The organism is Pseudomonas sp. ACN8, assembly GCF_002303925.1.
In the GTDB taxonomy this organism is placed as follows: domain Bacteria; phylum Pseudomonadota; class Gammaproteobacteria; order Pseudomonadales; family Pseudomonadaceae; genus Aquipseudomonas.
Genome location: NZ_MRCS01000008.1, coordinates 99301 through 122032, shown reverse-complemented (window position 1 = coordinate 122032; position 22732 = coordinate 99301). Strand labels below are relative to the sequence as shown.

Annotated in this window: 15 protein-coding genes and 1 pseudogene; 5 read left to right on the top strand and 11 right to left on the bottom strand. The window is 59.4% G+C overall.

Annotation, left to right across the window (positions count from 1 at the left end):
• Positions 1–4 precede the first annotated feature (4 nt).
• Together BSF44_RS06560 and BSF44_RS06555 are read right to left on the bottom strand one after the other, a co-directional pair.
• Complete coding sequence (locus tag BSF44_RS06560; RefSeq protein ID WP_095942802.1) at positions 5–1333, bottom strand: DUF58 domain-containing protein; 1329 nt, start codon at positions 1331–1333, stop codon at positions 5–7.
• Entirely contained in the window at positions 1330–2331 is a 1002-nt protein-coding gene (locus BSF44_RS06555) for a MoxR family ATPase (RefSeq protein WP_095942801.1), read from the bottom strand. The genes BSF44_RS06560 and BSF44_RS06555 overlap by 4 nt, the downstream gene beginning before the upstream one ends.
• A gap of 583 nt (positions 2332–2914) precedes the next feature.
• Between BSF44_RS06555 and BSF44_RS06550 the strand changes: the two genes are divergently transcribed.
• The gene (locus BSF44_RS06550) at positions 2915–5425 is read left to right on the top strand and encodes a bifunctional diguanylate cyclase/phosphodiesterase (protein ID WP_095942800.1); all 2511 of its coding nucleotides are present in this window, start codon (positions 2915–2917) and stop codon (positions 5423–5425) included.
• A gap of 44 nt (positions 5426–5469) precedes the next feature.
• On the opposite strand, the gene BSF44_RS06545 is transcribed toward BSF44_RS06550, so the two are convergent.
• From BSF44_RS06545 to BSF44_RS06530, 4 genes are read right to left on the bottom strand one after another with little or no spacing between them, the layout of a single operon-like run.
• Positions 5470–6633 (bottom strand): DUF4350 domain-containing protein, encoded by a 1164-nt coding sequence (locus tag BSF44_RS06545; protein WP_095942799.1) that lies wholly within the window; start codon positions 6631–6633, stop codon positions 5470–5472.
• The gene (locus BSF44_RS06540; RefSeq protein ID WP_095942798.1) at positions 6630–8174 is read right to left on the bottom strand and encodes a DUF4129 domain-containing protein; all 1545 of its coding nucleotides are present in this window, start codon (positions 8172–8174) and stop codon (positions 6630–6632) included. Before BSF44_RS06540 ends, BSF44_RS06545 begins: the two co-directional genes overlap by 4 nt.
• Positions 8161–9138, bottom strand: a complete 978-nt coding sequence (locus BSF44_RS06535; protein WP_095942827.1) for a stage II sporulation protein M — start codon at positions 9136–9138, stop codon at positions 8161–8163. Before BSF44_RS06535 ends, BSF44_RS06540 begins: the two co-directional genes overlap by 14 nt.
• Entirely contained in the window at positions 9135–9860 is a 726-nt protein-coding gene (locus BSF44_RS06530; RefSeq protein ID WP_095942797.1) for an RDD family protein, read from the bottom strand. The genes BSF44_RS06535 and BSF44_RS06530 overlap by 4 nt, the downstream gene beginning before the upstream one ends.
• Before the next feature lie 187 nt (positions 9861–10047).
• On the opposite strand from BSF44_RS06530, the gene sbcB reads away from it, so the two are divergent.
• On the top strand, positions 10048–11478 hold the full coding sequence (gene sbcB / locus BSF44_RS06525) for an exodeoxyribonuclease I (RefSeq protein WP_095942796.1): 1431 nt from the start codon (positions 10048–10050) through the stop codon (positions 11476–11478).
• A 99-nt stretch (positions 11479–11577) separates the two neighbouring features.
• On the opposite strand, the gene mvaT is transcribed toward sbcB, so the two are convergent.
• Entirely contained in the window at positions 11578–11955 is a 378-nt protein-coding gene (gene mvaT, locus BSF44_RS06520; RefSeq protein ID WP_007933316.1) for a histone-like nucleoid-structuring protein MvaT, read from the bottom strand.
• Positions 11956–12293: 338 nt separating this feature from the next.
• Between mvaT and purU the strand changes: the two genes are divergently transcribed.
• Positions 12294–13142, top strand: coding sequence for a formyltetrahydrofolate deformylase (purU, locus tag BSF44_RS06515; protein ID WP_007993692.1), 849 nt, complete (start codon positions 12294–12296; stop codon positions 13140–13142).
• 277 nt (positions 13143–13419) lie between these two features.
• Here the strand turns inward: purU and BSF44_RS06510 are convergent.
• The 3 genes and pseudogenes from BSF44_RS06510 to BSF44_RS06500 all read right to left on the bottom strand — a co-directional run.
• Positions 13420–14193, bottom strand: a pseudogene (locus tag BSF44_RS06510) (DUF2334 domain-containing protein); the annotation flags it as partial.
• The gene (locus BSF44_RS06505; RefSeq protein ID WP_095942794.1) at positions 14186–15298 is read right to left on the bottom strand and encodes a glycosyltransferase family 1 protein; all 1113 of its coding nucleotides are present in this window, start codon (positions 15296–15298) and stop codon (positions 14186–14188) included. The pseudogene BSF44_RS06510 and the gene BSF44_RS06505, both read right to left, overlap by 8 nt.
• Positions 15299–15511: 213 nt before the next feature.
• Positions 15512–17401 (bottom strand): methyl-accepting chemotaxis protein, encoded by a 1890-nt coding sequence (locus BSF44_RS06500; protein ID WP_095942793.1) that lies wholly within the window; start codon positions 17399–17401, stop codon positions 15512–15514.
• 188 nt (positions 17402–17589) lie between these two features.
• Between BSF44_RS06500 and BSF44_RS06495 the strand changes: the two genes are divergently transcribed.
• Positions 17590–19068, top strand: a complete 1479-nt coding sequence (locus tag BSF44_RS06495) for a helicase HerA-like domain-containing protein (RefSeq protein ID WP_095942826.1) — start codon at positions 17590–17592, stop codon at positions 19066–19068.
• Positions 19069–19170: 102 nt separating this feature from the next.
• Here BSF44_RS06495 and BSF44_RS06490 read toward each other — a convergent pair whose 3' ends face one another.
• Positions 19171–19629 (bottom strand): DUF721 domain-containing protein, encoded by a 459-nt coding sequence (locus BSF44_RS06490; RefSeq protein WP_095942792.1) that lies wholly within the window; start codon positions 19627–19629, stop codon positions 19171–19173.
• A gap of 307 nt (positions 19630–19936) precedes the next feature.
• Between BSF44_RS06490 and secA the strand changes: the two genes are divergently transcribed.
• A complete protein-coding gene (secA, locus tag BSF44_RS06485) occupies positions 19937–22672 on the top strand; it encodes a preprotein translocase subunit SecA (protein ID WP_095942791.1) in 2736 nt (911 codons plus the stop codon).
• Positions 22673–22732 lie beyond the last annotated feature (60 nt).

The window sequence follows — 22732 nt, the reverse complement described above, 5'->3', positions numbered from 1 at the left end:
AGGTTCAGAGTCCGGTTCTTTTCCAGCCCAGGTACCGGGTCACCAGCTCTGCCCCCAACTCGCCGGGCCGTGCATCCATCACCAACACGCCATGAGCGTTCAAGCGCTCATGGAGCTCGGCGCGTGCATTGAGGTAGTCCACGGTCCCGCAATAGGCCAGCGCTTCGGGCAAAGTCTGCACCGGTGACTGACGCAGGGTGTCAAGAACGCCTTCACGCAAGCTCGCGACCAGCACCTGATGCCGCTGGCTCAGGCGGTTGACAGCCGAGAGCAGTCCATCGTCATCCTCTTCGCGCAGGTTGGTCACCAGCACCACCAGGGCCCGGCGTTTTTGCCGTGCCAGCAGTTGCGTGGCCGCGGCCTGATAGTCGGCACTGCGTTGGCTGCTGTTCAAGTCATAGACGGTATTGAGCAGGGTGTTGAGGTGGCTGGTGCCTTTTACCGGCGCGAGGTAGCGCGGCTGTTCGCTGGCAAAGGTGCTCAAGCCGACCGCATCGCCCTGACGTAGCGCCACGTAGCTGAGCAACAGGCAAGCGTTGAGAGCGTGATCGAAGTGCGACAGTTCATCATCCTGGCTGCGCATGTGCCGGCCGCAGTCGAGCATGAAGATGATCTGCTGGTCGCGCTCGTCCTGATACTCCCTGGCAATCGGCGTGCGCTGGCGGGCGGTGGCTTTCCAGTCGATCTGGCGCAGGCTGTCGCCCTCGCGAAACTCGCGCAATTGATGGAATTCCAGGCCCAGGCCCCGTCGTTGTTTACGACGGACGCCAAGCTGGCTGAGCCAGTTGTCCACCGCGAGTAACTGTCCGTCATACAAACGGGCGAAGTCGGGGTAGACGCGGGTGGCGTCGGGCAGGTCGAGCAAACGTCTGTCCGACCAGAGCCCAAAGGGGCTGGGCAGGTCGATTTCGCAGCGTTCGATGCTGAAGTGGCCGCGCTTGAGCGGGCGCAGGCGATAACCCGCCAGGCTGTGCTGGTCGGGTTGCAACTCGACCGTCAACGGCAGGTTTTCGAAGTCCAGGCCCGGTGGTACATGGTCGAAGACTTGGACCTTCAGCGGTTGCGCAAAGTCATGTTCGAGCGTCAGTTGCACCTCGCTCCATCGACCCAACGCCAGGCTACCGGGTATCTGGCGTATCAGTCGGGGTGAGGACAAGCGCTTCACCCGCACCGCATCCAGCAGTGCCAGGGCCAGCAGCGCCAGGAGCAACCCCCAGTTGATCGCCATGAGATTTGCCGGAACCGCGAACTCCAATGCCCGCAAAGTGCCCGACACAATGGTGCAGGCCAACAGGATCAACAGCCAGGCGAGCATCAGGCGCGAGGGTTTCACAGGCGCGGCGCCGGCACTTGGTCGAGCATCTGCTTGAGCACCTGATCGACATCCAGGCCCTCGATGTCCAGCTCCGGTGCGATACGCACACGATGGCGCAGCACGGCCAGGGCGCAGCCTTTGATGTCATCCGGAATCACGAACTCACCGCCGCGCAGCAGCGCACGAGCCCGGGCACATCGCACCAGCGCGATGGATGCGCGTGGGCCGGCGCCGAGGATCAAGCCGGGCCAGTTGCGGGTGGAACGGGCCAGGCGCACAGCGTAATCGAGTACCTGATCGTCCAGGGCCAGGTCGCTGGCGATGCGTTGCAGGACCAGTACATCCCGGGCCTGCAACAACGTGCGCATCGGCTGGACATCAAGCATGTCGGCCCGGGTCGAGCGGCTGACCTGTCGCACCATGTCCAGCTCTTGCCCGGCGTCGGGGTAGTCCATGCGCACCTTGAGCATGAAGCGGTCCAGTTCAGCCTCCGGCAATGGGTAAGTGCCTTCCTGTTCGATCGGATTTTGCGTGGCGAGCACCATGAACGGTTGTGCAATCGCCAATGGCCGTCCTTCGAGGGTGACTTGCCGTTCCTGCATGGCTTCGAGCAGCGCGGCCTGGGTTTTCGCCGGGGCACGGTTGATCTCGTCGGCCAGCAGAAGGTTAGTGAACAATGGCCCCTTGCGCAGTTTGAACTGCTCGGTCTGCAAGTCATACACGGCATGCCCGGTGACGTCGCTGGGCATCAGGTCCGGGGTGAACTGGATGCGGGCGAACTCACCACCGAAGCAGCGTGCGAGGGCACGGACCAACAGGGTCTTGCCCAGCCCCGGTACGCCTTCGAGCAACACGTGGCCGCCGGCGATCAGTGCCGTCAGGACGTCGTCGATCACGCTGTCCTGGCCAATCACCGCTTTTTGCAGTTCTTTACGTACGGCCCGTGCCAGATCGCCGGCACGTTGACGCTGTTGAGCGGCATGGCTCGGTGCGCCGGGCTCTATCGGTTGACTCATGGGTTCCGGAGCCTTGTTAACAGTTACATTTGTTTTATCTTCCATAAATCAGTCACTTATCTAATCTAACTTTTTCTCACGTATTTTTTACGCGTGGAACGAGTGAGTGACTGCCAATCTGCCTCATTGCAATTCCATGGCAACCCATCACTTGAGCGTTCGTCAGAAGTGGAGGTTAGTCTACGACGGTCAGAGGGCACGCGATTTCAGAATCGATTACGTAACCGAAGAAAATCCAGTTTAAGAACCCAATAACAGAGCAGCGACCATTAAGGGCTACTACCGACCTGGAGCAGTCGGCGAACAGAATAATGGCAAATTAGCGGCTATGCTTGGTCTGCTGTCGAAACTGATCAGGGAGTCCGGCAGGCTGCGCGGAAATGACCCGCAACGAGCCCTGTGTCACCCGACCATTCTGCGTGAAGCATCCAGTTCAGGGGCGCAAATCCAGAACAGAGAAAAAATTTGGCTAATACTACGTGCGGTGTGTTCTCAGGTTCAGGTGTCGGCATAAAAGGTTAATTGGTTTCCGAATACCGCTTCTATTGGTCAATTTAGAAGGATTATGTTTGGAGATTGTGAAATGGATTTTTTCAGGAATAAAAGCGCCGCAAAGCAAGCCATACCCACCAGTTCAAATAAGCCGCGCTCGACCAAATGGCACCGCATGTACTTTTTTCTTGCGGGATTCGACGTGCTGGTTGTGGTGCTGAGCGTGCTATTGAATCACCTGATCGTCGATACCTATCACCGCTCCATCAAGGCGAACCAGTCGTGGGTCCAACAGCTGTCGAGCTATTCAACGCTGGGCAGCCTGGCTTCCACAGTCAATGCGCCGGGCAATAATGTGTTCGATACACATAATGTTGAAGCCGAATCGCGGAACATGAATGAGGCCTTGCGCGCCTTCAACGAGCATTTGGCAATGGCCAAAAAACAGTTGGAAGTACGGATCGCCAATGAGGCTGAACACAGTGCGGATATACAAGCCTTTTCCCTTGCATTGAAGGATGAGGTGGGTGCAGTTGATGCCGCGATGGTCGAAATGGTGAACGAGGCCTTGCTGATCTTTTCCTACTTCAGGGAGGGGCAGTCGGATAATGCCGGCAAACGCATGGCAACGATGGACAGGAAGTATGCCCTGTTGCTCGCCTCACTCAGTACCGTGCGGGATCGCGTTGGCCTGATTCAAAGCAGGCTCCTGGAAGAGGAGCTTGAGTCGGTCGAAGAACTGCGCCGGGTCGAATACGCGATCATGGTGTTCGTGCTACTGATGGTCAGTGCGGCCGTTATCTACGGGGGCAAGATCAGGCGCGAAATGGAGTCGCAAGCAGCCGAAAGGGAGGGTTATCTGGCAGTGCTGCGCGAAAGCGAGAAGCAGGCCCGCCAGCAAGCATCGCTGCTGGACAAGGCCCAGGACGCCATTGTCGTTCACGGGATGGATAACCGCATCCTGTACTGGAACAAAAGTGCCGAGCGTCTCTACGGTCTGTCAAAGGAAGAGGCACTCGGCAAATCGGCACAGGAGTTGATCTACCAGGGTAGCGCCGCTTTCAATGCGGCCACTAACCGCCCGATAGAAACGGGTGACTGGGCGGACGAAGTTACACTTCGACGCCGGGATGGCTGCACCATCACGCTCGAAAGTCATCGAACCCTGGTGCGAGACGATGATGGCCAGCCTCAATCCGTTCTGTCGATCAATACTGACATCACCCACCGTAAGACCGCTGAGCAAGAGGTCCAGCGTTTGGCCTTCTACGATCAGTTGACCGGGCTGGCCAACAGGCGGCTCATGTTGGACCGGTTACAGCATCTGCTGGCGGGCAGCTCCCGTAGTCTGCATACGAGCGGGATAATTCTCATTGACCTGGATAACTTCAAGGCACTGAACGACACGCTGGGGCATGACAGAGGCGACATGTTGCTGCAGCAAGTTGCTCTGCGCCTTTGCGGCTGCATACGCGAGAGCGACACCGTGGCTCGCCTGGGCGGAGACGAATTCGTCGTCCTGCTGGATGGCCTTAATGAGAATCCTCCAGAAGCAGCTATCCAGGCCAAGGCTATTGGCGAAAAGATTCTCAACGCTCTGAACATTTCCTACCAGTTGGATGGATATGAGCACCACAGCACCCCCAGTCTCGGCATTGCGCTGTTCCAGGGGCAGATGAGCACAGTGGACGATATTATGAAGCGCGCTGACCTGGCGATGTATCGCGCCAAGGCGGCGGGCCGCAATACCATGCGCTTCTTCGATCCGGAAATGCAGGCGGTTGCCACGGCTCGTGCCAGACTGGAAGTAGACTTGCGCCAAGGCTTGCAGGACAACGAATTCCTTCTTCATTACCAGCCGCAGGTGAATAGTGAGGGCCGTATCATTGGCGCAGAGGCACTGATGAGATGGCAGAATCCTGAGCGCGGAGTCGTGTTTCCAGGCGAGTTCATTCCATTGGCAGAGGAAACGGGGTTGATTCTGCCGTTAGGCCGTTGGGCGCTGCAGGCAGCCTGCACTCAGCTGGTTGCCTGGGCAAAACATTCGGAAACCGCCCGACTGGGTATGGCTGTGAATGTCAGCGCCCGCCAGTTTCACCATCCGGACTTCGTCGAGGAGGTACTGCAAGTACTGAAATACACGGGTGCCGATCCGAAGAAATTGAAACTGGAACTGACCGAAGGCCTGCTGATAGAGGATATGGAAGGTACTGTCGCCAAAATGATCGAGTTGAAAGAGATCGGCATAGGCCTTTCGCTGGATGATTTCGGAACCGGCTATTCGTCACTGTCATACCTGAAGAGCCTTCCGCTGGATCAACTCAAGATCGACCAGTCCTTCATCAGAGATGTGCTGGTTGATCCCAACGACGCCGCCATCGCCTGCGCGATTGTGAGCCTGAGCCAGATATTGGGTCTTTCGGTGATTGCCGAAGGTGTGGAGACAGAAGCTCAGCGCACCTTTCTGGTCAAGCATGGCTGCAAGACCTATCAGGGCTACCTGTTTTCCCCGCCACTGTCTGCCGAACAATTTGAGGAGTATGTTCACGAAAGATTAATGGCGAGCACTGATTTTCCACGGACCAAGACTAAATCGCCATGACTTCGCAGGTGCCCGGGAGCATCTAACGCTTGTCAGGTGCCAGATCATAGGGCGTTCCTCAAGGTTTGCAGGTGAGCGACCTGACGACTGAATTCAACGCTGGAAAGCCGTTGTTTCGGTCGCGGGCTCATGGCTTGGCTGATGGCGCGTGTGGGTTGGCCGGTCAGTCGCGCGAGCACCAGCCATTGTTCGGCAACGCCGAGCTGTTCAAAACCGGGGTGGCGACGCCGCACGCGCCGCAGTATGTCTTGCTGCAAGGCTTGCAGCAGGCCGGCCTGACCGTTGCGACGCAACAGGAAGTCGGCACTGGCGCGCAGGTGCTCCTGCAATTGCCGGCGCGCTTTCGGCACGGGTTCCAGCAGTGGCCCCTGACGCACGCCAAAGTGCCAGAAACCCAGGCCGATCAAGGCGAACAGCGCGACCAGCGCCTGGGGGAAGTAACGCAGCAGCAAGGTCAGCAGGCTGTCGTGATCGGTGTTGAATATCAGCGTCACGCGGGTGTCGGTGGTCAGGTACCAGAGCAGCCAGGCGTTGTCGTACCGGTCGATGGCCGGGGTTTTCCACAGGTCGGCATCGGTGACCACGATGATCGAACCCTGCCCGTGGTTGAGTTGCATCATGTGGGTGGCCCTGGCGCTGTTGGCCCAGGCCAGGGCGAGGTTTTTCGGGTCTTCGAGATGGAATGCGGTATCGAAACCGGCATAGGCCGGGGCGTCCTCGTCTTCCAGATAGAGCTTGGTCAGTAGCGGGTACGGATCATCACCGATACCTGACGGTGGGTCCTTGAGGTCTTTGCTCAGGGACTGGTGCAGTTGCACCCGGTCGAGCAGCAGGTCATTGCTATGGCCGAGCTTTTCATCCCACAGCGACTCGGCGACAAACAGAAGCCGCCCGCCGGCCCGGGTCCAGTTCATCACCTGGTCGATTTGCCGTGGGGTCATGTTGCCGCGTTCCCCGAGCAACAGCAGGCTGTGTTGATGCGGGTCGAGGCTGGGCAGGATATCGAGGCCGTTGGCGTGGCCGACGCTCAGGCCTTGCTTGCGAAGGAACAACTCGGCCGCCAGATAAGGGTTGGCATTGGCTTCGGGGGAGGGGCCGTGGTCGACTTCTGTCTGGTAGGGGGTTGCCTTGAGGTACAGATAAACGCTCAGCGCAGCCAGCAACACGGCGATCAACACCCCGGCTATCGAGCCCCAACGCCGACTCAACGGACAGCCTCCGTGCCGAACAGGATACGCCAGCCGTTACACAGTTCCTGCTGCACCTGAGCAGGCGGCAGACGATGCCCGTAGGCCATGTTTTGCCAGTGTCCGGTCAGGTTTTGGCTGTAGGCCAGCAAGGCTGGCTGCTGCAGTAGCTCTACACGCCGAAGCACCTGGCCTTCGGTGTCGGCGGACTTGAGCGCGATGTTGAAGTCGTGCAACAGACGGCTGAGCAGGGCGCGATAAAGCAAACCAAGCGCTTCGCGTGGATGACTCTGCCAAAGACTTTCAGCGTGGGCGGCGATGTCGGCGGGCAGGGATTCGGGCTTGAGGTCCATGCCGAATGCCTGCTGAGGTAACGGTCGCGTGGCTTTGCTGTCGGGGATTGGTCGGCGGCTGACGAAGGCCTGCAACCAGTCGCGATAGCGCCAGATCAACAGGCCGACGGCACCCATGACGAGGCCCCACAGTAAGATTTCAATCAGGGTCGCCAATGCCCCGAAGCGTTGCCCCTCGAACAGCTTCAGCAGGTCCTTCAACCATTGCGGTGTCTTGCCATCGTCCGGAGTTTCAGCACTCGGTCGCTCTTCGCCAAAGCGGTAGCGCGTGACCGACTCCCGGTTCTTGAAGGGCGGCTGTTCGAGGATCGACTTGATGCTGTCCCTGGAGGCCTGGCTGGTCAGGGGCTGGTCCAGCAGGCGCGGGCTGTCGGGTGAAATGGGCAATTCGGCGGCCCACAGGCTGTGAGTGGTCGGCAACAGCACAATCACGGCCATCAACAGGACAGCGCTTGCACTGACCAGACGCTGGCGCATTCGGCGGAACACCAGTTCGATGTCCCAGGCCTCCAGCACGGTGCGCCGGTTCAGGTACAGGCTGAAACCGCAGGCGACATAGGTCGGTTCCCAGACCACCAGCACCAGTGCATAAAAGGCGTTGGTCAAGTGTTCCAGCCAGCGCCAGTCCTGGGCGGCCGCCGAGATCAGCGACTGCCAGCTCCAGTCGAGCGCGACCTGTTGTGGCAGCAGCAGATAGAACAACACCATCAAGCCGATCCACAATGCGCCTTCCAGGTGCGCGCCGATGATCGTCAGCCAGCGTGCGGTGCCGGCGTCTCGCTGCAACAACACCTGCAGGCGCTGTTGCCGTTGCTGTCCGTTGAGTCCTTCGAGTTGCACCACCGGCATCACGAAACTGCGGGTCAAACTCAGGCGTCGCCAGGTCAGGCTGGCCAGCAATTGCGGTTTGAGCAGGCGTGGCCATTGGTGCAGGGCCTGCTTGAGCGTGGGCGTTTCACCGAACATCGCCTGGGACAGGATGTACAAAGGCAGGCGTTCGAACGCCGGCTTCAGCCACCAGAAAATGAACACGGCGAGAGAGGGCGAGTCCCAGAACCCCCAACTGAGCAGCGCGAAAACCGGCAAGGTGACCAAGGCCCAACTGGTCATCAACAGACGTCGATGGCGCTGGCTCAGGAGCACCCCGAGGTCCATGGCTTCCCAGGTCGAGCGTGGGCGAATCACCACCGTGGCGTCACTCAGGCGCATGGCGGTAACGTCCGGCGAACACGAGATAAACCACCACCAGCAGCCAGAGCGCCGCGCCGACCAGGTACTTGGTCTGGCGCGAAGGACCGGTCATCGACGACCAATAGGCTTCGATAAAGGCCGCGATCAACAGAAACAGCATGACCCCGCAGATCAGCAGCACGCTCTTGCGCGCCGCCAATCGCAAGGCCTCGGCCCGTGGCAGGCGCCCCGGGGCGACCAAGGCCCAGCCCAGTTTCAGACCGGCGGCTCCGGCCAGGGCGATGGCGCTGAGTTCGAAAGCACCGTGGCCGATCACGAATGACCAGAAGGTTTGCCCGTAGCCGACGTAGGTCAGGTGCCCGGCCACCGCCCCGATCATCAGGCCGTTGAAAATCAGGAAAAACACACTGCCCAACCCGAACAGCAAACCGCTGGCGAAGGTCTGAAAGGCAATGCCGATGTTGTGCATGATGTAGTAGCCGAACATCGCCCAGTCCTCACTGGCGGCTCGCTCCGCCGTGCGCCCGAGGTGACCGGCAACGGGGTCGTACATGCTTTGCATCTCGCTGACCTGCGCGGCAGGGATCAGGTTGTAGACCAGCTCCGGGTACAGGTACACCAACAGCGCGAAGCCGGCCAGACTGCCAAAGAACATCAGGCAGGCGGCGAGGACGAAGCGCCACTGTTCGCGAACCAGTCGCGGAAAGTCGGCCAGGATGAACGCCAGCACATTGGCCCCCAAACCGCTGCGATGACGGTAAAGCTGTTGGTGTCCGCGCAGCACCTGTTGCTGCAAGGAGTCGATCAGGAAACTGCTGTAGCCACGCTCCCGTGCCAGTGCCAGGTGTTGGCAGAGGCGTCGGTAGTCCTTCGGGAATGTGCCGGCGTCGGTGGCTTTGCCGTCCCGTTCCAACTGTTCGAGCAGGTGGTTGAAATCCTCCCATTCGGCCTTGTACCGGCGTTCAAAAAGGCTTTGCTTCATGTCGGCCCCAACAAGCCGCGCGCGATGCCGTTGAGCTCGGTCACCGCTTGCGGTGGCTGGACGTTCAAGGGGTGGGCGAGAATCGAAGCCAGTTCAATGACCCGCGCTTCGGAGAGTTCACCCTGGCGCTCGGCAAACCCGAGGATGGCCCGTTGCTCGGTGAGTGTCAGGACAAAGGCCGGGCTGCGAGGCTGGACTTCGGGGAGCTGGGGGCGGGTGTGCGGTCGTTCGCGGTAGATCACCAGGGTCCCGGCGGCGATATCGCCGAGGCGCTTGAAGTGCGGGTGTTGCAGGCAACTGATGGCCCCGAGGAAGTAACCAAACGGCAGCAGGTCGACAACGCGCAGCAGGTTGCGCAGCAGCGACGCGGACCAGCCGACCGGGGTGCCATCGTCGTGCACCACCCGCAAGCCCATCCATTGCTTGCCCGGCGAGCGGCCGTGGTTCAGCACCTCGAACAGCACCATGTACCACCAGCTGACCATGAACAGCAGGATCGAGCCGAGCCCGGCGCCCAGTTTGCCGAGCATTGCCAGTGCAAGGAGCAGCACGCCCAGGACCAGGCCGCGCAAACCAAGATCGATGGAGAATGCCAGCGCACGAACCATCAGCCCGGCCGGCCGCAGTGGCAGGTCGACGCCCTCCGGCGTTTCGACCTGATACCGCGTATCCAGCGGCGGTGACAGCGGCGCAGTCCCTGGCAGTGCTGTGGTCTGGAGCATGGGCAACCTGATGATGTGGCCTGGATCGGGATTGTGTACCCATTCGATGCTAGCAGCCTATACGGGGGGAAACGACATAACTATGTATTGCATGGTGAGTCGTGCAAGGTGCTTGAATGACAAGACTACTGGCCGGGGCGGGAGGTGAACGCCTAGACTTTGCCGATCTTCAGTTCAGGAATCGCCCGTGACCTCCATCTTCTGGTACGACTACGAAACGACTGGCATCAACCCCCGTTGCGACCGTCCGTTGCAAATGGCCGGCCTGCGCACTGACTTCGATCTCAATGAAATCGACGAACCGGTCAATCTTTACTGCCAGCCCAGTGATGACATCCTGCCGCATCCGGCTGCCTGCGCGATCACGGGGATCACTCCCGGGCAACTGCAGGCGCAAGGCTTGAGCGAAGCCGATTTCATGACCCGGGTGCATGCCCAGCTCGCTGCGCCCGGTACTTGTGGCGCGGGGTATAACACCTTGCGTTTCGATGACGAGATGACCCGCTACAGCCTGTACCGAAACTTTTTCGACCCCTATGCGCGGGAGTGGCAGGGCGGCAACAGCCGCTGGGACCTGATCGATGTGGTGCGCGCGGCCTATGCCTTGCGCCCCGATGGCCTGGTCTGGCCGACCGATGACGAGGGGCGGGTCACGCTCAAGCTCGAACGCCTGACCGCTGCCAATGGCATCGATCATGGCAATGCCCACGAAGCACTGTCGGACGTACGCGCGACGATCGCCCTGGCGCGCCTGATACGGGAAAAACAACCGAAGTTGTACGACTGGCTGTTTCAACTGCGCAGCAAACAGAAAGTCATGGACCAGATACGCCTGCTGCAACCTTTGGTACATGTTTCCGGACGTTTTTCAGCCGCGCGCAACTATGTGGGGGTGGTGTTGCCGCTGGCCTGGCACCCACGCAACAAAAACGCCCTGATTGTCTGTGACTTGCACCTCGATCCCCAGGGCCTGCTCGATCTGGATGCCGAAAGTTTGCGCCAGCGCTTGTATACCCGCCGCGACGAACTGGCCGAAGGCGAGTTGCCGGTGCCGTTGAAGCTGATTCACATCAACAAGTGCCCGGTAGTGGCACCGTTGTCGGTACTTCGCCAGGAAGATCAGCAGCGTCTGGGTCTGGATATGGCGCTGTATCAGCAGAGGGTGTCGCAGCTCAATGACGCCCGGAAAGTTTGGCTGGATAAAGTCCTGACTATTTATGCCCGCGAAGATTTTTCCCAGAGTCAGGATCCGGAGCAACAGTTATACGATGGATTTATCGGTGACCGGGATCGGCGATTGTGTGAACAAGTCAGAACCGTTGACCCGATGCAATTGGCACAAGAGCAGTGGCCTTTCGATGACGAGCGTCTGCCTGAATTGCTGTTTCGATATCGCGCACGCAACTTTCCCGATACGTTGAATTCCGAAGAGCAAAAACGCTGGCGAATATTCTGTCAGAAGCGTTTGTCAGACCCTGAATGGGGTGCGCCAAATACCCTTGATAGTTTTGTGGACGCCGCGGCCCAATTGAGCGTTAGTGCTACTGGGTTTCAGCAGGGGGTGCTCGTTGAATGGCAGGATTATGTCCAGGGACTGCGCCAGCGTTTGAGTCTTTGAAATCGAACATGCCTGGGCTTAAAAGCCGCGCATAAAAAAACGCCAGCATTTGCTGGCGTTATTTTTTGTCACGGATCCATCTGCGACAAGCTCTGGGGCTTAGCCCAGCAGGGTAGCCCAGCCTTCCACCACGTCACCGCCCCACTTGGCTTTCCACTCTTTCAGAGTCTTGTGGTTGCCACCTTTGGTTTCGATGACTTCACCGTTGTGCGGGTTTTTGTATTGTTTAACTTTGCGAGCACGCTTGGTGCCGGTAGTTTTCACTGCGCCGCCGCGTGGTGCCTTGGTTTTGGATTCCGGATCCAGCAGCGCGATGATGTCACGCAGGGACTTGGAGTATTCACCCATCAGGGTGCGCAGTTTGCCTTCGAATTCCAGCTCGGTTTGCAGTTTGTCGTCTTGGGACAGGTTCTTCAAACGGGCTTGCAGCTCTTTGATAGCTTCTTCGGTGGCGCGATATTCGTTGATCAAGGACATGGTGACTACCTTATGTTGTGCGCAGGATGGCAGGTGACAGTGCGGCAATAATAGTCACGGTGTTTCATCAAGTAAACATTTAAGGCAAGTTTATTTAATTTAATTGCCGGGGAAGGGCGCGCGCATTGGTAAATGCAGTTATTAGTGTGGTCCAGGTCTGTCAGATATACATAAACTAACAATTGGCCGGTACCGCTAGAGCATCCGGGCGAACCGGTACCGGTACTGCCCACCCTGCCGCATCGACCTTCCGGCAGGGAGAAACGTCAACAATACTGCAGTTTTGCTGCGCAATCGCTAGAATGGCGGCCTTTGCGAAGTTCTGGAGTTTCCCCCTCATGCGCACTTTTCGTCTGGTGATTTCTTGCCCGGACCGTGTTGGCATCGTTGCCAAAGTCAGTAACTTTCTGGCATCACACAACGGCTGGATCACTGAAGCGAGCCATCACTCGGACAATCTCAGTGGCTGGTTCTTCATGCGTCACGAAATCCGTGCCGACTCCCTGCCATTTGGTATCGAAGCGTTTCGTGAAGCCTTTGCCCCGATCGCCGAAGAGTTCTCGATGGACTGGCGCATCACCGATACCGAGCAAAAGAAGCGCGTCGTCCTGATGGCCAGCCGCGAGTCGCACTGCCTGGCCGACTTGCTGCACCGCTGGCACAGCGATGAACTGGACTGCGAAATTTCCTGTGTGATTTCCAACCATGATGACTTGCGCAGCATGGTGGAGTGGCACGGTATTCCGTACTACCACGTCCCGGTCAATCCGCAGGACAAGCAGCCGGCTTTTGCCGAGGTTTCGCGCCTGGTCAAACAGCACGACGCCGAAGTGGTGGTGCTTGCCCGCTACATGCAGATCCTGCCGCCCGAGCTGTGCAGCGAATACGCGCACAAGGTCATCAACATTCACCACAGCTTCCTGCCGTCGTTCGTCGGCGCCAAGCCGTACCACCAGGCCTCCCTGCGTGGCGTGAAGCTGATCGGCGCGACTTGCCACTATGTGACCGAAGAGCTGGATGCCGGCCCGATCATCGAACAGGACGTGGTGCGCGTCAGCCACAGCGACAGCATCGAAGACATGGTGCGCTTCGGCCGCGATGTCGAGAAAATGGTGCTGGCTCGTGGCTTGCGTTATCACCTGGAAGACCGCGTGCTGGTGCATGGCAACAAGACCGTCGTCTTCTGACGGACGTACGTCACAGTTGAAATTCGAAGGGCCTGGGCGTTCAATCGCTTCAGGCCCTTCGCCGTTTCCGCACCGAGGACATGACCATGGCCGATCCGCTGGACAAAGCCACCTCCAAGGCCCCGGCCACGCTGGGCGAAGGTTGCCTGAGCCGTTACGACCCGGATGATATGGGGCCTGAAACCGGTACGGAGTTTCCTGACGCCGCGCGGTTGTGGGAACAGTTGCAGCAAGAATCCGAGGACAAGCCCAAGCCTGCCTGAGTTTTATCAACTTCAGCAGCATGGCTCATACGGTCGTTTTGCAGCGCCAGCCAGTGGGCCTTGGTCATTGGCACCCGTCCGTTGTCGAGCAGGCGCTCCAGGGTTTGTAGCCAGTATCCGCGCGAGAACTCATGGCGCATGTCCACCGGGTGCAGGCCCAGGCGAATCACCGGGGCGTGCTGCCAGCGCTGTTCACGCCCGTCGCTGACAAGCTTCGATACACCCCGGCGCAAGGCGCTGCGCGCGCTCCAGACCAGCCCCGGCGCCTCGACCGCGATGAAATCCGGTAGCCGGTATAGGTGTTGCGAGTCACTGGTGTAACTCAACGGCAATTGGCGCAATGCCTGGCGAGTGCCTTGGCTCATCAGCCAGGCCGGGGCGACGAACCCCTCCAGTGGCCAGTCATGGCGGTGGAACATTTCGATGCCCGAACGCAGGCGGGCGAGCGCGGCTTCCTGCGACACACAGTAAAATTCGCCTTCGTGGGTGTAGACCCGACGCATGAACCATTCGCGGGGATGGCGGTTCATCGGCCCGTCGTCACAATGGAAATAGCCATGCAGTGCCAGCTCGTCGCCCCGGGCGAGCCTGGCACTGAGCTGGCGGCAAAACTGCGGATGGGCGTCCAGATTGTTGTGTTTGTGGAAGTCCGGGACCACCAGCCAGGTGATCGGCACATCACCCAAGGCGGCGACGGCTTTGACAAACGGTTGGTAATCGACCCAGGTGGGCGGTGCCACGTCGTGCAGTACCAACAGCAAAGCGGGACTGTTCATGGGCTCAGCCATTGGCTGTCAGCGGCCATTGGCTGCCGAGCACGGCGTGATAGTGCCGCAGCAAACTGTTGACCACCGTATCCCAGGCGTAATGTCGTTCGACATGTAATCGCGCTTGTTGTCCCAAGGCTACGCTGCCCGAACCGAACAGTTCTCGAACGGCGGTGGCCATTGCGGCGGGATTGTTCGGCGCGCAGAGAAGGCCGCAGTTCTCGGTAACGATTTCCTCGAAGGCCCCTGCCGCCACGGCCACCACCGGTATTCCGCTGGCCATGGCTTCGAGTAACACCAGACCAAAGGTTTCCTGATCGCCGGCGTGGAGCAATGCGTCGGCGCTGGCCATCAGGCGGGCCACCTGTGCTGCCGGGCAGAACTCGTCGATCACCGTCACATTGGACGGCACGGCCGTGGGCATCGACGAGCCAACCAGCAGCAGGTGATAGCGTCGGCCCAGGTGTTTCATGCAGTCGAGCAGTACCGGCAGGTTTTTTTCCTTGGAACCGCGCCCGGCGAAGATCAAGAGGCGGGTGTTGTCGTCCAGGCCCAGTTCGGCCCGCAGACCGGTGTCTCTGGCGTCAGGATTGAAGGTTTGCAGGTCAACGCCCAACGGCTGCACGAAGACATTCCTGACCCCAAGCCCGGTGAGCTTGTCGGCCATGACCCGGCTGGGCGCCAGGACCCGGTCGAAGTTGCCGTAGAGCTTGCTGACGTAGGCCTCGACGTTGTTGGTTATCCAGTTGCCCATACGGTTTCTGACCAGCAGGGGCAGGTCCGAGTGATAGAAGCCGATGACCGGCACATCGAGTTGCCGCCGCGCATCCAGCGCCGCCCAGGCGGTGAGATAGGGGTCGCCGACTTCGATCAGATCGGGTTGCAAGACTTGCAGGACATTGCGCCAGGGCGCCAGGCGCAGAGGAAAGCGATAGCCCTTGCCGAAGGGCAAGGCAGGGGCGGGAACCGTGAATATGCCATCCTGCTCGCCCAGGGACGATCCGGGGATCAGCAAACTGTGGCGAATGCCCGGCTTGATGCCCAGGCGACGGTGCTTCGCATCCAGATAAGTGCGCACGCCACCGCTGGCAGGGGCGTAGAACATGGTGATGTCAGCGATATGCACGATGAACGATCCTCCGGTCCCTGTACTCCTTTGGTTGACCTATATGAAGGATAGATGTTCGGTTTGGGTTGTGCGGGTGGGGGCGTCAGCGGGGTTTTGTAGTGTTTGGCAGGCCGCTATCGTCGGAACGCCGCCCGGAGCCGGCTCGCTCCTACACAGTCACCGTTTAACCCTGTGGGAGCGAGCTTGCTCGCGATGGCGCCAGTTCAGACGCTAGATTCGGAAACTGCCTACCAACTGCTTCAACCGCGCCGCCTGCTGCTCAAGGTCCGAGCACGCGCGCAATGTCGATTGCAGGTTTTCCACGCCTTCCTGATTCAGCGTGTTGATCTCGATGATGTCGACGTTGATCGACTCCACCACGGCGGTCTGTTCTTCGGTCGCGGTAGCCACCGACTGGTTCATGCCGTCGATTTCACCGATACGCAGTGTCACACTGTTCAGTCGTTCGCCCGCGAGGTTGGCGATTTCCACGCTGTCCTGACTGTGGCGCTGACTGTCACTCATGGTGCTGACCGATTCCCGGGCGCCGACCTGCAGCTCTTCGATCATGGTTTGCACCTGTTGCGCCGATTCCTGCGTGCGGTGTGCCAGATTGCGCACTTCGTCCGCAACCACGGCAAACCCACGACCGGCTTCACCGGCGCGGGCGGCTTCGATGGCGGCGTTGAGTGCCAGCAAGTTGGTTTGTTGGGAAATGCTGGTGATCACTTCGAGAATCTGCCCGATGTTCACGGTTTTGCTGTTCAGCGATTCGATGTTGGAGCTCGATGCGCTGAGCATGCTCGACAGTTGATTCATCGCCACGATACTGCGGTCCACCACTTGCTGGCCGTCCTCGGCCAGGTTGCGGGCATCGCTGGCCTGGCTCGAAGCCTGAGCGGCGTTACGGGCAATTTCCTGGGCGGCGGCGCCGAGCTGGTTGATGGCGGCCGCGACGCTGCTGGTGCGCGAGGCTTGCTGGTCGGAGTTGAACATCGACGAGTTGGAAGCGGCCACTACGCGCAATGCCACTTCGTTGACTTGCCCGGTGGCCGAGGACACTTCGCGGATCGAGCCGTGAATGCGCTCGACGAAACGGTTGAACGCGGTGCCGAGGGTGCCGAATTCGTCATTGTTCTGGATGGTCAGACGCTTGGTCAGGTCGCCTTCGCCGTCAGCGATGTCGGCCATGGCGCGGGTCATGACGTGCAACGGCTGGATCAGGATGCGAATCAGCATGCCGAGCAGGGCGATGATGATGGCCACGGCAATGATGGTCGCAACCACAGCCGAGGCGCGGAACTCGCTGAGCATCGAGTAGGCTTTTTCCTTATCGACCGACACACCGATGTACCAGTTGACCGACGACAGGCCTTTGATCGGGGTGAAGGTCACGATGCGGGTTTTGCCGTCGACCTGGACTTCGCTCATTGCGCTGCTGATGGCTGGTGTGTCTTGCGGGTAGACATCCTTGAGCGTCTTCATCGCCAGCGCTTTGTCGGGATGTACCAGGATCTTGCCGTCGGAACTGACCAGGAAGGCATAACCCATGCCGTCGAAATCCAGCGAGCCAAGGCTGTCGGCGATCACCTGCAAGCTCAGGTCGCCACCGACCACGCCGATGTTCTGGCCGTCCTTGATAACGCTGTCGACAATGGAAATCACCAGTTGACCGGAGGCAAGATCAATATACGGCTCGGTCAATGCCGAACCGCTGCTGCCTTGCGCGCTCTTGTACCAAGGGCGTGCACGCGGGTCATAGCCGTCGGGCATCTTGCTGTCCGGGCGAATGATGAAAGAGCCATCCTTGCTGCCGAGGTAGGCGCCCATGAAGGTCGAGGTGACGGCTTTTTGTACAAGCAGGCTGGAAACGTTGTCGGCATCGGGGTTGAGCGCGACAGTTTGTGACAGGTTTTCAATCAGCAGGCTGCGCCCGTTCAACCAGGTCTGGATATTGTTGGCGGTTACTCCGCCCATTTCCTGCAGATAATTTTCCAGGTTTTCGCGGATGGCATTGCGCTGCAAATAGTCGTTGTACAGCGTGAATGAGGCGAAGGCGGCAATCACAATGAGGGCGGCGGCAAGCAGGATTTTATGGCTGAAACGCAGATTTTTGTTCATGGCTTGGGGTTCCGCTAAGGTCTTAATGTCCAGCGCGTGCTTTTATAAAGGGACGCACGACGGGCAAGGTTGAAAGCAAGTGAATTTTCCGACTCTCCTTAGGGAAATTTCCGACCAGATCGTGTCTGACTGCTTTGTCGTAATCTCTATCGGCCGTGCAGGACCAAAGATTAATCATGGGTGACCAAATGCCTGACTCATTGCAACTCGTTATCGGCGCCGATCTCAAAGGGCAGCCGATTGCCCAGGCCATGCGCCTGGCGAACCGCCACGGATTGATCGCGGGCGCGACCGGCACCGGCAAGACCGTCACTTTGCAACGAATGGCCGAAGCCTTCAGCGATGCCGGCGTGGCGGTGTTCGCCGCTGACATCAAGGGTGACCTGTGCGGCCTCGGCGCCGCCGGCAACCCCCAGGGCAAGATCGCCGAGCGGATTGCCGGGATGCCCTGGCTCAACCACAAACCTCAGGCTTATCCGGTGACGTTGTGGGACATACACGGTCAGTCCGGTCATCCTTTACGTACAACCTTGAGTGAAATGGGCCCGCTGCTGCTGGGCAGCCTGCTGGAGCTGACCGACAGTCAGCAGTCGGCGCTGTACGCCGCGTTCAAGGTGGCGGACCGCGAAGGCCTGTTGTTGCTCGATCTCAAGGATCTGAAGGCGTTGCTCAATCATCTGCGGGACAACCCCCAGTTGCTGGGCGACGATGCGGCATTGATGACCACCGGTTCCAGCCAGGCATTGCTGCGACGTCTGGCGACCCTGGAGCAACAGGGCGCCGAAGCCTTGTTCGGCGAGCCAGCGCTGCAACTCGAAGATATCCTCCAGCCGACGGCGGATGGCCGCGGACGCATTCATTTGCTCGATGCCAGCCGCCTGGTGCATGAAGCGCCGAAAGTCTATGCGACATTCCTGCTGTGGCTGCTGGCCGAGCTGTTCGAGCAACTGCCGGAGCGTGGCGATGCCGACAAACCGCTGCTGGCGCTGTTCTTCGACGAGGCTCACCTGTTGTTCAACGGCACGCCCCAGGCATTGCGTGATCGTCTGGAACAGGTCGTGAGGCTGATTCGCTCGAAAGGCGTGGGCGTGTATTTCGTCACCCAGTCGCCGGGTGACCTGCCGGATGATGTGCTGGCGCAGTTGGGTTTGCGCATCCAGCACGGTCTGCGAGCGTTCACCGCCAAGGAGCAGAAGTCCCTGCGCGCGGTGGCCGAAGGTTTTCGGCCAAATCCTGCGTTCGATGCGTTGTCGGTGTTGACCGAACTCGGGATCGGTGAGGCGCTGGTCGGCACCTTGCAGGAAAAGGGCACGCCGGAAATGGTCCAACGGGTGCTGGTCGCACCGCCGCAATCGCGGATCGGGCCTTTGACCGAAACCGAGCGCACGATATTGATCGCAGGCTCGCCGTTCAAAGGGCGTTATGACCAACCGATCGATCGCGAATCAGCCTATGAAGTGCTGATGGGACGCAAGGGACTGGCACCCGAGCCCGAAGCGGAGCAGGACAAACAGGAACCGAGTTTCACCGAACAGGCCGGAGAGTTCCTCGGCACAGCGGCCGGGAAGGCGCTGAAATCGGCGATGCAACAGGCGGCGAACCAGATTGGCCGACAGTTGGTGCGCGGCTTGATGGGCTCGTTGTTGGGCAGCAAAAAACGCCGGTAGCGAGCGGACACAATTTAACTGTGGGAGCGAGCCTGCTCGCGAATCGGTGTGTCAGGCAACATCATTGTTGAGTGTCATGCCGCCTTCGCGAGCAAGGGGTGCCTATGAGGATTTGGTTTTGGCGTGCGCCGCCAGTCGCTCCAGCGCTGCCCGCAGATTCGGGTCGCTGATGCCATCGGCCGTGGCCTGAATGGTCGCTGCCGCGTCGTTGGACAAATCCATGGTGTGCCCGGCCGCACCTTGCTGAATGGTCGGCGGTTGAACTTTGAACAGGATCCGGGTCAGATTGGCAAACTCGTCGAACATTTGCAGTTGTCGTTGCAGGCGTTTTTGCTGGTAGCGCAGGCGGGTTGCCCAATGGCCGTCGGTGACAATCAGCAACAAACTGCCCTCGCGCCAGGAAGCCACGTGGCAATGCTCGCGAGCGGCGGGTTGCAATTGGCTTTCGAGCAAACGCTGCAGATGACCCAGACGTTGGGCGTGGCCGAGAATGGCTTTCAGCGGCTTGGCTTCGCGTAGTAGAACGGCAGGTACTTTGGCCGTAAGTGGGCGAAATGCCATGATCAGACACCTGAAGTAACAGAGGCGCCATGGTAGCAGAAAGCGCCGGATGCACCCGCCCATTGCTTTTGTGGGTGCTTTGCCCATTAAATCAACAACTAACTTCTGCCTGGAACGGCTTGAAGTTGAGCAAAACGCCCTTATTTTAAGTGAGCCCCGTCAAAGCGCTGTGCCAGCATCGTGGAATATCGCCACTTTCCTCTCCATCGTTTCCGGGTAGAATGCTCGTTCGCATGCGGCCATGAGGGCTGCTCGGGCGACTCACGGGGCCGCCCTCCATCCCTTTAGTGTGGAAGATCCTGCCGATATGTTTGCGCCTTTGTTAAAGAAACTTTTTGGAAGCAAGAACGAGCGTGAAGTCAAACGCATGCTCAAGACGGTGCAACTCGTCAATGCCTTCGAAGAGCAAATGGTGGCCCTTTCGGACGATCAATTGCGTGCCAAGACCAGCGAGTTCAAGGCCCGCATCGCCAAAGGGGAATCCCTCGACAAGCTGCTGCCAGAAGCCTTTGCGGTCGCCCGCGAAGCCGGCAAGCGTGTCATGGGCATGCGCCACTTCGATGTCCAGCTGATCGGCGGCATGACCTTGCATGAAGGCATGATCGCGGAAATGCGTACCGGTGAAGGCAAGACCCTGGTGGCAACACTGGGCGTTTACCTCAACGCGCTGTCCGGCAACGGCGTGCACGTTGTCACGGTGAACGACTACCTGGCCCGCCGTGACGCCAACTGGATGCGCCCGCTGTATGAATTCCTCGGCCTGACGGTCGGCGTTGTCACGCCGTTCCAGCCGCCGGAAGAGAAGCGCGCGGCCTACGCCGCCGATATCACCTACGGCACCAACAACGAATTCGGTTTCGATTACCTGCGCGACAACATGGCGTTCAGCATGGAAGAAAAATTCCAGCGCGAACTCAACTTTGCCGTGATCGACGAAGTCGACTCCATCCTCATCGACGAAGCCCGTACCCCGCTGATCATTTCCGGTCAGGCCGAGGACAGCTCCAAGCTGTACATCGAAGTCAACAAACTGATCCCGACGCTTGAGTTGCACGTCGAAGAAGTGGAAGGCGAAGTCACCAAGGCCGGCCACTACACCGTTGACGAGAAGTCCCGTCAGGTCGAACTCAACGAAGCCGGTCACCAGTACGTCGAAGAAATGCTGACCCGCATCGGCCTGCTGGCTGAAGGCGAGAGCCTGTACTCGGCGCACAACCTGAGCCTGCTGACTCACGTCTACGCCGGTCTGCGCGCGCACAAGCTGTTCCATCGCAACGTCGAATACATCGTGCAGGACGGTCAGGTCGTACTGGTCGACGAACACACCGGTCGCACCATGCCGGGCCGCCGCTTGTCCGAAGGCCTGCACCAGGCCATCGAAGCCAAGGAAAACCTGAACATCCAGGCCGAAAGCCAGACCCTGGCATCGACCACCTTCCAGAACTACTTCCGTCTGTACAACAAACTGTCCGGCATGACCGGTACGGCCGACACCGAAGCGTTCGAGTTCCACCAGATCTATGGCCTGCAGGTCATGGTGATTCCACCGAACAAGCCGCTGGCCCGTAAAGACTACAACGACCTGGTGTTCCTGACCGCCGACGAGAAATACGCGGCAATCGTGGCTGATATCAAGGAAAGCATGGCCGCGGGCCGTCCGGTTCTGGTCGGTACCGCCACCATCGAAACCTCCGAGCACATGTCCAGTCTGCTCGTGAAGGAAGGCATCGAACACAAGGTTCTGAACGCCAAGTTCCACGAAAAGGAAGCCGAGATCATTGCCCAGGCCGGTCGCCCGGGCGCGCTGACCATCGCCACTAACATGGCCGGTCGTGGTACCGATATCCTCTTGGGCGGTAACTGGGAAGTGGAAGTGGCTTCCCTGGAAAACCCGACCCCTGAGCAGATCGCCCAGATCAAGGCCGACTGGCAGAAGCGTCACCAGCAAGTGCTCGAGTCGGGCGGTTTGCAGGTGATTGCCTCCGAGCGTCACGAATCGCGCCGTATCGACAACCAGCTGCGTGGTCGTGCCGGTCGTCAGGGCGACGCCGGTTCCAGTCGTTTCTATCTGTCGCTGGAAGACAGCCTGATGCGCATTTTCGCCTCTGACCGGGTGAAGAACTTCATGAAGGCCCTGGGCATGCAGCCTGGCGAAGCGATCGAGCACCGCATGGTGACCAACGCCATCGAAAAGGCCCAGCGCAAGGTTGAAGGCCGCAACTTCGACATTCGTAAACAACTGCTTGAGTTTGACGACGTCAACAACGAACAGCGTAAAGTGATCTATCACATGCGTAACACGTTGCTGGCCGCCGACAACATTGGCGAGACCATCGCTGACTTCCGTCAGGATGTGCTCGACGCCACCGTCAGCGCACACATTCCTCCGCAATCGCTGCCTGAGCAGTGGGACGTGGCCGGTCTGGAAGCTGCATTGCAGAGTGATTTCGGTGTGACGTTGCCGATCCAGCAATGGCTCGACGAAGACGATCACCTGTACGAAGAAACCCTGCGCGAGAAACTGATGCAGGAACTGATCGCGGCGTACAACGAGAAAGAAGACCAGGCGGGCGCCGAAGCGCTGCGCACCTTCGAGAAGCAAATCGTTCTACGCGTACTGGACGACCTGTGGAAAGACCACCTGTCGACCATGGATCACCTGCGCCACGGTATCCACTTGCGTGGTTATGCCCAGAAGAACCCGAAGCAGGAATACAAGCGCGAGTCCTTCACCCTGTTCTCCGAATTGCTGGACTCGATCAAGCGCGACTCGATCCGTGTGCTGTCCCACGTTCAGGTTCGCCGCGAAGACCCGATCGAAGAAGAGCAGCGCCTGCGTCAGGAAGCCGAGGCACTGGCCGCTCGCATGCAGTTCCTGCATGAAGAAGCCCCAGGCCTTGAGCAGCCGGAAGTGTTGGGCGAAGAGGTCGATGTTGCCCTTGCTGCCGCGCCGGTTCGCAACGAGCAGAAGCTGGGTCGCAATGAGCTGTGCTACTGCGGTTCGGGCAAGAAGTTCAAGCATTGCCACGGGCAGATTCAGTAAAACCCGTTTCAATCGCTGAAATACCCGCGCCGCGACCGGCTTCTGCCGTCGCGGCGTTTT

Coding starts and splice junctions, on each gene's coding strand:
- BSF44_RS06555 (WP_095942801.1), bottom strand. CDS start 2,331: ATGAGTCAACCGATAGAGCCCGGCGCACCGAGCCATGCCGCTCAACAG.
- BSF44_RS06550 (WP_095942800.1), top strand. CDS start 2,915: ATGGATTTTTTCAGGAATAAAAGCGCCGCAAAGCAAGCCATACCCACC.
- BSF44_RS06540 (WP_095942798.1), bottom strand. CDS start 8,174: ATGCGCCTGAGTGACGCCACGGTGGTGATTCGCCCACGCTCGACCTGG.
- BSF44_RS06535 (WP_095942827.1), bottom strand. CDS start 9,138: ATGAAGCAAAGCCTTTTTGAACGCCGGTACAAGGCCGAATGGGAGGAT.
- BSF44_RS06530 (WP_095942797.1), bottom strand. CDS start 9,860: ATGCTCCAGACCACAGCACTGCCAGGGACTGCGCCGCTGTCACCGCCG.
- mvaT (WP_007933316.1), bottom strand. CDS start 11,955: ATGTCCTTGATCAACGAATATCGCGCCACCGAAGAAGCTATCAAAGAG.
- purU (WP_007993692.1), top strand. CDS start 12,294: ATGCGCACTTTTCGTCTGGTGATTTCTTGCCCGGACCGTGTTGGCATC.
- BSF44_RS06500 (WP_095942793.1), bottom strand. CDS start 17,401: ATGAACAAAAATCTGCGTTTCAGCCATAAAATCCTGCTTGCCGCCGCC.
- BSF44_RS06495 (WP_095942826.1), top strand. CDS start 17,590: ATGCCTGACTCATTGCAACTCGTTATCGGCGCCGATCTCAAAGGGCAG.
- BSF44_RS06490 (WP_095942792.1), bottom strand. CDS start 19,629: ATGGCATTTCGCCCACTTACGGCCAAAGTACCTGCCGTTCTACTACGC.
- secA (WP_095942791.1), top strand. CDS start 19,937: ATGTTTGCGCCTTTGTTAAAGAAACTTTTTGGAAGCAAGAACGAGCGT.